We start from the raw sequence: 12,884 nt of genomic DNA, 5'->3' as shown, positions 1-12,884 counted from the left end.
GCTCCGCCTATGCACAAGCCCGGGCCAGCAGCCCGAACAAAAAGCCCAACCAGCACAGCATCATGGTGACCCAACCGACCATGACTGGGGGTGATCCATTGGTACGACGTTTTACCTGGCTGGTCACCGCGATGATCGGGGTGATCGCCAGCAGGCAATAGGCTTGTAGCAGCACCAGCAGCGGTAAGGGGACACGCAGCACGAACAGCTGGTAGAGCATCACCAACCCAGCGCAGGCGATCGCCAGCCATCCCCAGCCGAGCAGGCGTATCAGGGCTAGCAGCAGAAATTGCAGCGGGGCGTCGAGGGTATGCCAAGGGCGTTCGATCACTGCAGCGTGGTAGGGCATGAACTGCGAGCGAGCCGCGTAGATAAGTGCAAAGGCGGCGATGATGACCAGCGCGGCGCCGTAGCTTGCCAGATGAAACAAGATCAGCCAGTCCATCCGCAGCAGCCTCTTGAGTACCTGAGGCGATGGTGAGCCGCATCAGGTCGTGGAGCTACTGGCAGAAATGCTTGGTGGCGATGTAGTGGCGCTTACCTGAGATGTGTCACCTGTTTCCCGGGTCTGAACCGTCATGCAACTGTCGCAGCGCCTCGATGAACACCTCCTCTGCGCGGCTGAACCGCTGGTCCCTGTTCCACAACAGATGAATGTCCACATCGGCAATCCCCTCCTGCGGCGGCAGCTTCCACAGCAAGCCTGCCTCGACATCCGGGGCCACCACATGTTCGGGCAGGCAGCCGATGCCAAATCCGGCAATCACCAGCCGACGCACTTCCTCAAGGCTCGGCGATGACGCCACGATCCGCCCGGCAAACCCCTGCTGGTCCCGGAATATGGTCAGCGGCGACAACATGCCGCCAATCTGGTCACTGGTGAAACTGACGAAGTTCTCCCGCTGCAGATCGCCTTCTGCCTGGCCGAACAAGGCATGGTGCTTGCCACAGAAAAACGCATAACGCTGGCGCAGGAACAGCCGTTGTTCCAGCCTTGGCTGCGTACGCCGGCTGAGGCTCAGGCCCGCCGTGGCGGTCTTCTCCTGCAGGGCGGCGACGATGTCTGAGCTGCGCATCACGTCAATCTCCAACTCCACCCGCGGGTGCTGGCGATGGAACCCGGCGAGAAAATCGTCGAAGCGTTCGTCGACGATGCGGCTGATCATCAGCAGGCGTACCTTGCCTACCAGTTCGTCCGCTGGTTCTTCCAGCAACCCGCCGATCTGCGACATCTGCCCATACACCTCGCCCGCCAGCAGGAACAGTTGCTCGCCCATTTCCGTCAGGACGAAGCGCGGCCCACGGCGGGCGATCAGCTGGCGCCCGAGCTGTTCTTCCAGGCGCTTGAGCGCCTGGCTCACCGCTGGCTGGGTGAGGTGCAGGCGGGCGGCGGCGCGGCTGATGGACAGCTCCTGGCCGATCACCCGGAAGGTGCGCAGCAGGTTCCAGTCGAGGCGGTCGTTGAGCAGGCGGTCAGGCATGGCAGGGCTCTATGATAAGCATGGCTAATAGTGCAAATAATAAATAGAAAATTGACTAATCATAGCCCTGGGCCGATAAATCGCAGTGCAAGCGCCAGCAGAGCGACACCGTGATCCCGACAACTCCTGCCAGAACAACAAGCAAAGGAGCCCTCATGCAGTCCACCACGTCCCCCCAGCCGCGCCGTGCCGCCGCCGCCGCGTTCATCGGCACCATGATCGAATGGTATGACTTCTACATCTATGCCACCGCTGCCGCACTGGTGTTCGGCGCACTGTTCTTCCCTTCCGACGACAGCCTGTTCAGCACCATGGCCGCCTTCGGCACCTTTGCCGTGGGCTTTTTCGCCCGGCCATTGGGTGGGATTATCTTCGGCCATGTGGGCGACCGGATCGGGCGCAAGAAGTCGCTGGTCATCACGCTGCTGATGATGGGCATCGTCACGGTGTGCATCGGCCTGCTGCCGACCTACGCGCAGATCGGCGCCATGGCCCCGGTGCTGCTGATCATTCTGCGCATCGTCCAGGGCATCGCCGTGGGGGGCGAGTGGGGTGGGGCGGTGCTGATGGCCGGCGAGCATGCGCCCAAGGGGCGGCGCAATTTCTTCGCCTCGTTCGCCCAGCTGGGCAGCCCGGCTGGCTTGATCCTGTCGCTGCTGGCCTTCGGCGCGGTGACCCGCCTGCCCGAGGCAGACTTGATGAGCTGGGGCTGGCGAGTGCCGTTCCTGGCGAGCGCGCTGTTGCTGCTGGTGGGCCTGGCGATCCGCCTGGGGGTGAATGAGTCCCCCGAGTTCATCGCCAGCCGCCAGCAGGCGGAAAAGGCCCAACGCAAGGAGCAGGCGCCGGTCTTCGAAGTGCTGCGCACGGCCTGGCGCCCGCTGCTGCTGTGCATCGGTGCCAACACCCTGGGCATTGCCGGGGTCTACTTCACCAACACCTTCATGATCAGCTACACCACCCAGCAACTGCACCTGGAGCGCTCGCTGATCCTGGAATGCCTGTTCTTCGTGGCGATCATTCAGTTCTGCGTACAGCCGCTGGCCGCCTGGTTGTCGGAAAAGATCGGGGCCACGCGCTTTTTGGCCCTGGTCGCGCTGCTGGCGATGGCCTCGCCATACCCGATGTTCGTGCTGGTCAGCTCTGGCCAAGGCCCGCTGATCGTGCTCGGCATCGCCCTTGCCGCAGCGTGCATGGCTTCGTTCTACGCGGTGATTGCCGGCTATGTCAGCGGCATGTTCGAAACCCGCGTGCGCTACACCGCTATTTCCCTGGCGTACCAGATCTGCGGTGCCATCGCCGGTGGCCTGACCCCGCTGATCGGCACCTGGCTGGCCCACACCTTCAGCGGCCAGTGGTGGCCCATGGCTGCCTTCTACACCTTGATCGCCACCATTTCGCTGGTATGCGTGCTTGCCCTGTCGCGCCAGTACGCCCGCAGCCAGCGCCTGGAACTCGCTTGATTGAAGCGCTTTATTCTGGAGTACCCGCACATGTTGAAAAGCAATGGCGAACGCCTGTGGGCGAGCCTGATGGCCATGGCCGAAATCGGCGCTACCGCCCGTGGTGGCAGTTGCCGACTGGCCCTCAGCGACGAGGACAAGGCCGGCCGTGAACTGTTCTGTCACTGGTGCCGCGAAGCCGGCCTCACGCTGAGCGTGGATGCGATCGGCAACCTGTTCGCTCGCCGCGCTGGCAGTGACCCACAGGCGGCGCCGGTAATGATCGGCAGCCACCTCGACACCCAACCCGAAGGCGGCCGTTTCGACGGCGTCTATGGTGTACTGGCAGGACTGGAGGTGGTACGCCGCCTCAATGACCTGGGCATCCATACCCGCAAGCCGCTGGAAATCGCCGTGTGGACCAATGAAGAGGGCGCCCGCTTCACCCCGGCCATGTTCGGCTCGGCGGTGTTCACCGGGAGCCTGGCGCTGGACGACGCGCTGGCCATCCGCGACGCCGATGGCATCAGCGTCGCCGACGAGCTGCAACGCACCGGTTACGCCGGCCAGCGTCCTTTGGGTGGCCGGGTGGATGCCTATTTTGAAGCGCACATCGAGCAAGGCCCGATCCTTGAGGATAATGCCAAGGCCATCGGCGTGGTCAGCGGCGGCCAGGCGATCCGCTGGCTGGACGTGACCGTCGAAGGCATGGCGGCGCACGCTGGTACCACGCCGATGCCACTGCGCAAGGATGCTTTGTATGGCGCAGCGCGCATGATCCAGACGGTTGAGCAACTGGCAGCCGACTTTGCCCCGGAAGGCCTCACCACCGTGGGGGAACTGTCTATCGCCAAGTCTTCGCGCAATACCATCCCCGGCTTGCTGCAGTTCACCGTCGACCTGCGCCACCACCGTGATGAAGCCATTGAGGCGATGGAGCGCGACCTGACCCTGAAGCTGCAAGCCATCGCCAGCCAGCGCGGCCTGCAGGTGCGCATCGAGCGCCATTGGGTCAGCCCGGCCACCCCGTTCGACGGCGATTGCGTGGCCGCCGTGCAGCGGGCGGTGGACGGCCTTGGCTACGCCCAGCAGTCGATCGTCAGCGGCGCCGGCCACGACGCCATCCTGCTGGCCCGCTACTGCCCGACCGCGATGGTGTTCATCCCCTGCGTCGGCGGCTTGAGTCACAACGAAGCGGAGGATGTATTACCTGAGGACGCCCGCAAGGGTGCCGATGTACTGCTCAATGCCGTGCTGGCCCGCGCTGGCCGTGTCGATCAAGGAGAAGCCTGATGCGTTGCTATTTCCACCCCGAACAGCTGCTGCACCACCCGCGCAGCTACTATTCGCGCGGCGCCATGCGCACCCCGCAGGAAGTCCCCGAGCGCGCCCAGCGCCTGCTGCAGGCGGCCAAGGATCTGGGCTTCGATATTTGCCGGCCCGAGGATGCCGGCCTTGATCCGCTCAAGGCGGTGCATGGCGAGGCCTATCTCGCTTTCCTCGAAGAAGCTCATGCGCGCTGGAAGGAAATACCGGAGGACTGGGGCGACGAGGTCATGTCCAACATTTTCGTGCGCGAGCCCAACGCCCTGCGTGGCATTCTTGCCCAGGCCGGGCGCTACCTGGCCGATGGCAGTTGCCCCGTCGGTGAACATACCTGGCGCTCGGCCTACTGGTCGGCGCAGAGCGCAGTGGCTGGCGCCAAGGCCATTGTCGAGGGCGAACCTGCTGCCTATGCCCTGTGCCGACCGCCGGGGCACCATGCGCGGTTCGATGCAGCAGGTGGCTTCTGCTACATCAACAACGCAGCCGTGGCCGCCCAGGCCCTGCGCAGCCGTTTCAGCCGCGTGGCGGTGCTCGATACCGACATGCACCACGGGCAAGGGATTCAGGAGATTTTCTACGATCGCCGCGATGTGCTGTATGTGTCGGTGCATGGCGACCCGACTAATTTTTACCCAGGTGTGGCCGGGTTTGAGGATGAGCGCGGCAGCGGTGAGGGGGAGGGGTACAACCTCAACCTGCCCATGGCACATGGGGCTGACGAAGCGGACTTCATGGCGCAGTTGGAGGTTGCGCTGGCTGCGGTGAAGGATTTTGGTGCCGAGGTGCTGGTGTTGTCGTTGGGGTTCGATATCTACGAACTGGACCCGCAGAGCAAGGTGGCGGTGACGACTGAGGGGTTTGCTGCATTGGGTGAGCGGATTCGGGCGTTGCGGTTGCCTTGCCTGATTGTACAGGAGGGGGGGTATCACCTTGAGAGCCTGGAGGCGAATGCGCGGGCGTTTTTTGCTGACAAGGTGGATTGGCAGTAAGTTCAGCGGGCCGGCAGCTCGATGCGGCTGCCGGCGTGATCATGGCTAATCCCTATAAAGCATCTTTGAACGTGTATTTCTGTTCGAGCATGAATGGATGTGCCCTCCATTGAGGGCCCGCGCGGCGCTCGATCTCACCGGCGCTGAAAAGGTAATGGCGAACTACATTCCACCCCGGCGCACATGCTTCACAAACACCTTTTCCAGCAACTCCCACATCGCAGGATCGGTGCTGAACGCCACATTGAACCGCATCCACCCGGTGGCCTTGGCATCGACCATGAACAACTGCCCAGGCCCAAGCATGATGCCTTTCTCCAGCGCATCATCCAGCAGCGCCGCGCTGTCCAGGATGCCCGGGTGGCGGGTCCAGATGTACATGCCTTCATCCGACTCGGTGAACAGTTCGAAGCCCAATCGATGCAGATGCCGGCCGACTTCCTGGTGCGCCTCGGCCAAGCGCTGGCGCAGGCGTTTGAGATGCTTGCGCCAGCGGCCGTCGATGATTGCGGCATACACCACGCGCTCCATCACCTGCGAGGTGGTCAGGCCCGAGCGCATCTTCAGGTGCAGCAGTTTCTGCATCAGCTCCGGGTTGGCGAGCATGTAGCCGACCCGCACGTTGGGCGAAATGCTTTTCGAGTAGCTGCCCACGTAGACCACCTGCTGCAGGTGGTCGAGGCTGGCCAGGCACGGCTGCGGTTCGGCAATCATGTCGGCGTACAGGTTGTTTTCCACCAGGCGGAAGCCATGCTGGCTGGCCAGCTGCAGCAGCCGGTGCAGTTGCGGCAGCGGGGTGCGCGAGCAGGTCGGGCTGTGCAGGTGCGGTTGGGTGAAGAACGCGGTCGGGCGGTGGTGGGTGAGCAACTGCTCCAGCTGGTTCAGGTCGTAGCCGGCCGGCGTGCGTGGCACACCGACCAGGGTCGCGCCCTGGGTGCGCAGGATGCTCATCAGGTTGGGGTAGCCGGGGTCGTCCACCAGCACCACATCACCCGGGCGTACCAGCGTGCGCGCAGCCAGGTCCAGGGCCTGGCTGGCGCCGTGGGTGAGCATAAGTTGCGCCGGGTTGGCGACGATCGACAGATCCTGCTGCAGGTTTTGCGCGGTCAGTGCGCGCAGCTCCTGCAGGCCCATGGGGTCGCCGTAGCCCGACAGCTCCAGCGGGCTGCCGGCCACCTGGCGCAGGCCGCGGCGCAAGCCGTCTTCGTACATCCAGTCGTTGGGCAACCAGCCGCACCCTGGTTTGAACGGCAACTGGCGGATTTCAAAGATCTGTTGCAGGTACCACTCGGAGTTGAACGTGGGTCGGCTGGTGTCGGCTTCAGCGTTGTGCTGCTCCAGCATTTCGCTCGCTGCGCGGTTGACGAAGAACCCCGCATTGCCACGGCTTACCAGCAGACCCTGGGCAACCAGGCGGTCGTAGGCCTCGACCACGGTAAAGGTGCTCACCGAATAGGTCGCGGCAAAGGCGCGGATGGACGGCACCTTGGCGCCTGGCTTGAGGGTCTGGTTGTCGATCAGCTCGCGCAGCCCGTCGATGATCTGGTTGACCAAAGGGGTCGAGGAGTCTGGATGTAATTCGAGCATTCGTGGCCTTCAGGGTGCGTATCGCCAGGCGTTTGCAGGGTGTACTGCATGGGCGACCTGTACAGTGCAGTGCGAGATTCATGCCACTGTGCATGGCTCTCTGCGTCAGACATTTTTACATTAGGTGTCGGATATCGCCACATAAAGCATGTTCAGTTCGCTCCGGGCGCAACAACCGGGGCGCGTCAGCAGGCCGCCACGGATGGCCTGCGTGTGTTTGTTCACACCATCCTGCCCGCATTAGCACTGATGTACAGGTGAAACCGCCAGCCATCGGGGTTTTACAGTTTTCCTTGGATAAAAAGAAGCACGGGGTACACAACTGATGGACGCAACATCCACAACCACCACCGCGAAAAGCGGGCACGAGAGCAAGCTCAGTGCCTCGCTGAAGTCGCGCCACCTGACGATGATGTCGATCGCCGGGGTTATTGGCGGCGCCTTGTTCGTCGGTTCCGGCAGCGTGATCCACAGCGCCGGCCCAGCCGCTGTCCTGGCCTACCTGGCAGGCGGCATCCTGGTGGTGCTGATCATGCGCATGCTCGGCGAAATGGCCACTTCCTCGCCGGACACAGGCTCATTCTCCACCTACGCCGACCGCGCCATCGGCCGCTGGGCCGGTTTCACCATCGGCTGGCTGTACTGGTGGTACTGGGTCATCCTCATGGCCTGGGAAGCCTATGTGGCGGGCAAGATCCTGCATGGCTTCTTCCCGGACGTCAGCGTCAACGTGTTCGTGCTGGCCACGACCCTGTTGCTGATCACCGTCAACTTCTTCAACGTCAAGCACTACGGTGAGTTCGAGTTCTGGTTCGCCTTGATCAAGGTGATCGCGATCGTCTGCTTCCTGATCGTGTGTACCGCTGCGGTCACGAACGTCTGGCAGTTCGGCGAAGTACGTGGCATCACCCACCTCACTGCCGAAGGCTTCATGCCCAACGGCATCAGCACCGTGATTGGTGCCTTGCTCGGGGTGATGTTTGCCTTCCTCGGTGCGGAAATCGTCACCATCGCCGCTTCCGAAGCCAAGGACCCGGCGGCCCAGATCGTCAAGGCCACCAATTCGGTGGTATGGCGTGTGTGCCTGTTCTACGTCGGCTCGATCTTCCTGATCGTCTGCCTGGTACCGTGGAATGACCCGCACCTGGGCGTTTCCGGCTATGGTGCGTACCGCCGTACCCTGGAACTGCTGGGCGTGCCGTATGCCGAGCTGCTGATGAACTTCGTGGTGCTGACCTCGGTGAGCAGCTGCCTGATCTCGGGCCACTACACCGCTTCGCGCATGCTGTTCTCCCTGGCTCAGCGTGGCGATGCGCCGTCGTTCTTCAAGATCACCCGCGCCGGCACTGGTGTACCGGTGTACGCGATCATCGGCTCGTGCGCCGTGGCCGTGGTCTGTGCGCTGATCAACTTCAGCGAAACCCTGCGCCCGAAAGACGTGCTGGATACCCTGATGAACACCACTGGCATGATCGCTTTGCTGGTGTACCTGGTGATTGCCTTCTCGCAGCTGCGCATGCGCCGCAAGCTGATTGCCGAAGGCAAGGAAGTGCGCCTGAAGATGTGGCTGTTCCCGTGGCTGACCTACCTGGTGATCGCGTTCATCGTGGCGGCCCTGGTGACCATGGCCTTCATGCCTGACTACCAGATCCTGGTGATCTCTACCGGTATCGCTGCGGCGATCGTGGTGGCGATGGGTGTGGTGCACCAGATTCGTTCTGGCAAGCAGCACTAAGCGTCACTCGCTTCTCGAAACGGCCGGCTCCCTTGTGGACCCGGCCGTTTCGCGTTGCTGGGCCTGGTTTTTTTCGGCGGGCATGTGGAAGCGCTGGTTCATCCACGGCGAGCCGAGCAGGCCTGCAGCGGCGATCAGGGCCAGGATGGCGAGGGCTAGGTAGATCTTCATGGATGTGCGCATGTAAGGGATGACCTGCAGCATGGCCCGCCAGTTCCGCCGCGGGTGTTGTTGCAGGACATGCCTGGTACATCGCTTTGAAGCTGGCCTGTTCAGCTGAAGCTGGCGAAGTGCGCTTGCATCCGCGCCGCATCCGCCTGGCGCCCGCTGAACAGCTCGAACGCCTTCACCGCCTGGAACACCGCCATGTTGCTGCCATCCAGCGTGCGGCAACCCAGTGCCCGGGCAGCGCGCAGCAGCTCGGTCTCCAGCGGGAAGTAGATGATTTCCGCCACCCACAAGCGCGCGTGCAGCAGCTGCACCGGTAGCGGTGTACCCGGCAGCTTGGCCATGCCCACCGGCGTGGTGTTGACCAGCCCGTCCGCCTCGGCCAAGGCGCTGGCCAGGTCGCAGCCGACCACGGCGCGCCCAGCGCCGAAATGGGCATTGAGGTTGTCCACCAGGGCCTGCGCCCGGGCCGTGTCAACCTCGAACAGTACCAACTGCTCGACCCCTTCACCCAGCAGCGCATGGGCCACCGCCGAGCCGGCGCCACCGGCGCCCATCTGCACCACCCGGCGCCGCGCCACATCGGGCAGGCCGCGGCGCAAGCCTTCGGCAAAACCCAGGCAGTCGGTGTTGTGGCCAACCCGCTTGCCGTCCTTGAGCACCACGGTATTCACCGCGCCGATGCCACGCGCTTCGTCCGACAGTTCGTCGAGCAGTGGCAGGATGGTCTGTTTGAACGGGTAGGTGATGTTCAGCCCGGTAAAGCCGGTGTGCTGCGCGGCATCCAGCAGGCCGGGCAGGGCGCTGTCATCCAGTTGCAGCTGGTCGGCGTCGATCAGCCGGTACAGGTAGCGCAGGGCCTGGGCATCGCCTTCATGTTCATGCAGGGCCGGGGTGCGCGACAGCTGGATGCCGCGGCCGATCAGGCCCGCGAGGATGGCTTGCTGGCTCATGCCGTGCGCTCCTGGAACAGCTCGGCGAAGTGGCTGATAGCCATGCGGTAGCCATGGCTGCCCAGCCCGCAGATCACGCCTACGGCAATGGACGATACGAACGACAAGTGGCGGAACGGTTCGCGCTTGTGCACGTTGGACAGGTGCACTTCGATAACCGGTACTTCGCTGGCCACCAGGGCGTCGCGGATGGCCACCGAGGTGTGGGTCCAGGCGCCTGGGTTGATCACGATACCGGCGCAGCGGCCCCGGGCTGCGTGGATCCAGTCGATCAGTTCGCCTTCGTGGTTGGTCTGGCGGAATTCGAGTTCCAGGTCGTGGGCTTGGGCAGTATCGGCGCAGCCCTGGGCCAGGTCGGCCAGGGTTTCGCGGCCGTATTGGGCAGGCTCGCGGGTGCCCAGCATGTTCAGGTTAGGGCCGTTGAGCACGAGGATAAGTGGCTTCATGAGGGGCATCACTTTGTTGTTGTTGGTTGCGCCTAGTTTTGTACTGACTGGTTAGTTCCGTCAATTAGGCTCGTGCTTCGGGTGGGGAAAGTGGGCGATTATCGGACTGGTTTGCCTTGACACATTCAGCGCCTATGAGACCGAGCGCCGCCCGCGCGGCGCTCGATCTCATAGGCGCTGAATGCATCAAGGCGAACACCCCGGGGCATTACAAAATTGTAATTCTGCCGCCACCACCCCGATAACCACCCTTCCCTAAAGTCCCTCGCCACCGCTCGCCGTCGAGGACCTGTCCGTGCCCATCCCCCGCAAGATCGCCTTGCTCTGCCTGCTGCTGTTCGGTGCCCACAGCGCCCAGGCTAGCCAGAGCCTGAGCCTGCCCCAGGCGCTGGCTGCCGCCTTTGCCCAAAACCCGGAGCTGGCCGCTGCCAGCCGGGAAATCGGCATTGCCGACGGTGAGCGGCGCCAGGCCGGTTTGCTGCCCAACCCCGAGCTGGCGTGGGAGGTCGAGGACACCCGCCGCGACACCAGCACCACCACCGTCACACTCAGCCAGCCGCTGGAACTGGGCGGCAAGCGCGGCGCGCGTATCGCCGTGGCCGGTGCCGGCCAGGCCATTGCCCAGCTCGACCTGGAGCGCCAGCGCAATGGCCTGCGTGCCGACGTGGTGCAGGCCTTCCATGCGGCGTTGCGGGCACAGACTGCGCTGGAGCTGGCGCAGCAGTCGCTGGCGGTGACCGAGCGCGGCCTGCGGGTAGTGCAGGGGAGGGTGACCGCCGGCCAGTCAGCGCCCGTGGAAACCACCCGTGCCCAGGTGCAGCTGGCCCAGGCCCAGGCCGAAGTGCGCCGTGCGCAAAGCCAGCGCCGCGTTGCCTACCAGGTTCTGGCACGGTTGACCGGCAGCCCGCTGGCAGGCTTCGATCAGTTGCAGGCCAGCAGCCTCTCGCCTGGCGTGGCGCCCAACGCCGATGCTTTGCTGGACCGCATCGAGCAAACAGTCGAATGGCGCCTGGCCGCTGCCCAGGTCGAGCGCGGTGACGCGTCCCTGGGGTCGGAAAAGGCCCAGCGCATTCCCAACCTCACCGTCAGCCTTGGCAGCCAGTACAGCCGTGAGGACCGCGAGCGGGTCAACGTGCTCGGCCTGTCCATGCCGCTGCCGCTGTTCGACCGCAACCAGGGCAACGTGCTGGCCGCTGCGCGCCGCGCCGACCAGGCACGTGACCTGCGCAATGCCGTGGAATTGCGCCTGCGCAGTGAAACCCGTAGCGCGCTCAGTCAGTGGGACACGGCGATGCAGGAGGTGGACGCCTATGACGGCACCATCCTGCCTGCTGCGCAGCAGGCGGTGGACACCGCTACCCGTGGTTTCGAGATGGGCAAATTCGCCTTCCTCGACGTGCTCGATGCCCAACGCACCCTGATCCAGGCCCGCGGGCTGTACCTCGAGGCCCTGGCCTCGGCGACTGACGCGCGGGCGCAGGTCGAGCGCATCTACGGCGCCCTTGATGGCTTGAGCAAACACCCGAACAGCAGGAGCAACAATGACTAACCCATCCAAGATAGCGCTATTGGTCGCCGCGATGGCCGTGCTGGGCGTCGGTGGCCTGGCCTGGACCGGCAACCTCGGCCAGGCGTCGAATGCTGAAGCCCGCCATGACGAGCATGGCGAAGACGGCCACGGCCATGGCCAAGACCAGGCCGAAGCAGGTCATGCCGAAGAAGAGGGCAAGCTGCACCTGTCCATCGCGCAGATAAACGCCGCCGGTGTGCAGCTGGCCACCGCCGGACCCCGTGAGTTGGCGAGCGCCATCAGCTTCCCCGGTGAAATACGCTTCGATGAGGACCGCACCGCCCATGTTGTACCGCGCGTGCCGGGGGTGGTCGAGACGGTACAGGCGGAGCTGGGCCAGGCAGTCAAGCGCGGCCAGGTACTGGCGGTGATCGCCAGCCAGCAGATCTCCGACCTGCGCAGCGAGCAACAGGCCGCCCAGCGCCGCCTGGAACTGGCGCGGCTGACCTTGCGCCGCGAGCAGCAGCTGTGGCGGGAGCGCATCAGCGCCGAACAGGATTACCTGCAGGCTCGCCAGGTAGTGCAAGAGGCCGAGATCGCCTTGGCCAACGCCCGGCAGAAGGTCGCCGCCGTGGGCCCGGCCGGCGCTGGCAACCGCTATGAACTGCGGGCGCCCTTCGATGCGGTGGTGGTGGAAAAGCACCTGACCGTGGGCGAGGTGGTCGATGAGACCAGCAACGCCTTCACCCTGTCCGACCTGAGCCGGGTATGGGCCACGTTCGCCGTGGCCCCGCGTGACCTGGACAAGGTTGTGACTGGCCGGCATGTCACGGTCAGCGCCCCGGACCTGGGCGCCCAGGTCGAAGGCAAGGTCAACTACGTCGGCAGCCTGCTCGGCGAGCAGAACCGCGCCGCCACCGTGCGCGCTACCCTGGCCAACCCCAACGGCGGCTGGCGCCCCGGGCTGTTCGTCAATGTCGCGGTCAGCGTCGAGCGCTTCAAGGCCGCCGTCGCGGTGCCGGAAAGCGCCCTGCAGACCTGGGAGGAGCAGACCGTGGTGTTTGCCCGCACCGAGGAAGGTTTCGAAGCGCGCCCGGTAACCACTGGCCGCCGCGACGGTGGGCAGGTGGAAATCACCAGCGGCCTGGCCGCCGGCAACCGGGTAGCCGCTGCCGGCAGCTTTGTCCTCAAGTCCGAGCTGGGCAAGGGCTCGGCCCAGCACAGTCATTGATCACGGGGACACCTGCATG

Annotated in this window: 12 protein-coding genes; 6 read left to right on the top strand and 6 right to left on the bottom strand. The window is 64.4% G+C overall.

Annotated features, from left to right (window positions below; translation table 11 throughout):
* Positions 1-7: 7 nt before the first annotated feature.
* The gene (locus tag HP547_RS09105) at positions 8-445 is read right to left on the bottom strand and encodes a hypothetical protein (RefSeq protein ID WP_172222051.1); all 438 of its coding nucleotides are present in this window, start codon (positions 443-445) and stop codon (positions 8-10) included.
* A 106-nt stretch (positions 446-551) separates the two neighbouring features.
* Positions 552-1,481, bottom strand: a complete 930-nt coding sequence (locus HP547_RS09100) for a LysR family transcriptional regulator (RefSeq protein ID WP_172286117.1) — start codon at positions 1,479-1,481, stop codon at positions 552-554.
* Between the two features lie 155 nt (positions 1,482-1,636).
* On the opposite strand from HP547_RS09100, the gene HP547_RS09095 reads away from it, so the two are divergent.
* Genes HP547_RS09095 through HP547_RS09085 form a run of 3 tightly spaced genes read left to right on the top strand, consistent with a single transcriptional unit; the run spans position 1,637 to position 5,235 of the window.
* Complete coding sequence (locus HP547_RS09095; protein WP_172286116.1) at positions 1,637-2,941, top strand: MFS transporter; 1,305 nt, start codon at positions 1,637-1,639, stop codon at positions 2,939-2,941.
* 30 nt (positions 2,942-2,971) lie between these two features.
* Positions 2,972-4,213: a Zn-dependent hydrolase gene (locus HP547_RS09090; RefSeq protein WP_172286115.1), complete on the top strand. Its 1,242-nt coding sequence runs from the start codon at positions 2,972-2,974 to the stop codon at positions 4,211-4,213.
* Complete coding sequence (locus HP547_RS09085; RefSeq protein ID WP_172286114.1) at positions 4,213-5,235, top strand: histone deacetylase family protein; 1,023 nt, start codon at positions 4,213-4,215, stop codon at positions 5,233-5,235. The genes HP547_RS09090 and HP547_RS09085 overlap by 1 nt, the downstream gene beginning before the upstream one ends.
* A gap of 162 nt (positions 5,236-5,397) precedes the next feature.
* Here HP547_RS09085 and HP547_RS09080 read toward each other — a convergent pair whose 3' ends face one another.
* Complete coding sequence (locus tag HP547_RS09080) at positions 5,398-6,822, bottom strand: PLP-dependent aminotransferase family protein (RefSeq protein ID WP_172286113.1); 1,425 nt, start codon at positions 6,820-6,822, stop codon at positions 5,398-5,400.
* A gap of 325 nt (positions 6,823-7,147) precedes the next feature.
* On the opposite strand from HP547_RS09080, the gene HP547_RS09075 reads away from it, so the two are divergent.
* Positions 7,148-8,557, top strand: coding sequence for an amino acid permease (locus HP547_RS09075; protein ID WP_172222033.1), 1,410 nt, complete (start codon positions 7,148-7,150; stop codon positions 8,555-8,557).
* A gap of 3 nt (positions 8,558-8,560) precedes the next feature.
* Here the strand turns inward: HP547_RS09075 and HP547_RS09070 are convergent, their stop codons facing one another.
* The 3 genes from HP547_RS09070 to aroQ all read right to left on the bottom strand — a co-directional run bounded on the left by HP547_RS09070 (position 8,561) and on the right by aroQ (position 10,124).
* Positions 8,561-8,740: a hypothetical protein gene (locus HP547_RS09070; protein ID WP_172286119.1), complete on the bottom strand. Its 180-nt coding sequence runs from the start codon at positions 8,738-8,740 to the stop codon at positions 8,561-8,563.
* An 89-nt stretch (positions 8,741-8,829) separates the two neighbouring features.
* Positions 8,830-9,678, bottom strand: coding sequence for a shikimate dehydrogenase (locus tag HP547_RS09065; RefSeq protein ID WP_172286112.1), 849 nt, complete (start codon positions 9,676-9,678; stop codon positions 8,830-8,832).
* Positions 9,675-10,124, bottom strand: a complete 450-nt coding sequence (gene aroQ / locus HP547_RS09060) for a type II 3-dehydroquinate dehydratase (RefSeq protein ID WP_172286111.1) — start codon at positions 10,122-10,124, stop codon at positions 9,675-9,677. The genes HP547_RS09065 and aroQ overlap by 4 nt, the downstream gene beginning before the upstream one ends.
* A 295-nt stretch (positions 10,125-10,419) precedes the next feature.
* Between aroQ and HP547_RS09055 the strand changes: the two genes are divergently transcribed.
* Both HP547_RS09055 and HP547_RS09050 read left to right on the top strand, forming a co-directional pair.
* On the top strand, positions 10,420-11,673 hold the full coding sequence (locus HP547_RS09055; RefSeq protein WP_172286110.1) for a TolC family protein: 1,254 nt from the start codon (positions 10,420-10,422) through the stop codon (positions 11,671-11,673).
* Entirely contained in the window at positions 11,666-12,865 is a 1,200-nt protein-coding gene (locus tag HP547_RS09050; protein ID WP_172286109.1) for an efflux RND transporter periplasmic adaptor subunit, read from the top strand. Before HP547_RS09055 ends, HP547_RS09050 begins: the two co-directional genes overlap by 8 nt.
* Positions 12,866-12,884 lie beyond the last annotated feature (19 nt).

This window comes from Pseudomonas sp. CM27, assembly GCF_013179515.1.
Taxonomy (GTDB): domain Bacteria; phylum Pseudomonadota; class Gammaproteobacteria; order Pseudomonadales; family Pseudomonadaceae; genus Aquipseudomonas.
The sequence above is the reverse complement of the archived record's forward strand: the minus strand, read 5'-3'. Positions and strand labels throughout refer to the sequence as shown.

Coding starts and splice junctions, on each gene's coding strand:
- HP547_RS09105 (WP_172222051.1), bottom strand. CDS start 445: ATGGACTGGCTGATCTTGTTTCATCTGGCAAGCTACGGCGCCGCGCTG.
- HP547_RS09100 (WP_172286117.1), bottom strand. CDS start 1,481: ATGCCTGACCGCCTGCTCAACGACCGCCTCGACTGGAACCTGCTGCGC.
- HP547_RS09095 (WP_172286116.1), top strand. CDS start 1,637: ATGCAGTCCACCACGTCCCCCCAGCCGCGCCGTGCCGCCGCCGCCGCG.
- HP547_RS09090 (WP_172286115.1), top strand. CDS start 2,972: ATGTTGAAAAGCAATGGCGAACGCCTGTGGGCGAGCCTGATGGCCATG.
- HP547_RS09085 (WP_172286114.1), top strand. CDS start 4,213: ATGCGTTGCTATTTCCACCCCGAACAGCTGCTGCACCACCCGCGCAGC.
- HP547_RS09080 (WP_172286113.1), bottom strand. CDS start 6,822: ATGCTCGAATTACATCCAGACTCCTCGACCCCTTTGGTCAACCAGATC.
- HP547_RS09075 (WP_172222033.1), top strand. CDS start 7,148: ATGGACGCAACATCCACAACCACCACCGCGAAAAGCGGGCACGAGAGC.
- HP547_RS09070 (WP_172286119.1), bottom strand. CDS start 8,740: ATGCGCACATCCATGAAGATCTACCTAGCCCTCGCCATCCTGGCCCTG.
- HP547_RS09065 (WP_172286112.1), bottom strand. CDS start 9,678: ATGAGCCAGCAAGCCATCCTCGCGGGCCTGATCGGCCGCGGCATCCAG.
- aroQ (WP_172286111.1), bottom strand. CDS start 10,124: ATGAAGCCACTTATCCTCGTGCTCAACGGCCCTAACCTGAACATGCTG.
- HP547_RS09050 (WP_172286109.1), top strand. CDS start 11,666: ATGACTAACCCATCCAAGATAGCGCTATTGGTCGCCGCGATGGCCGTG.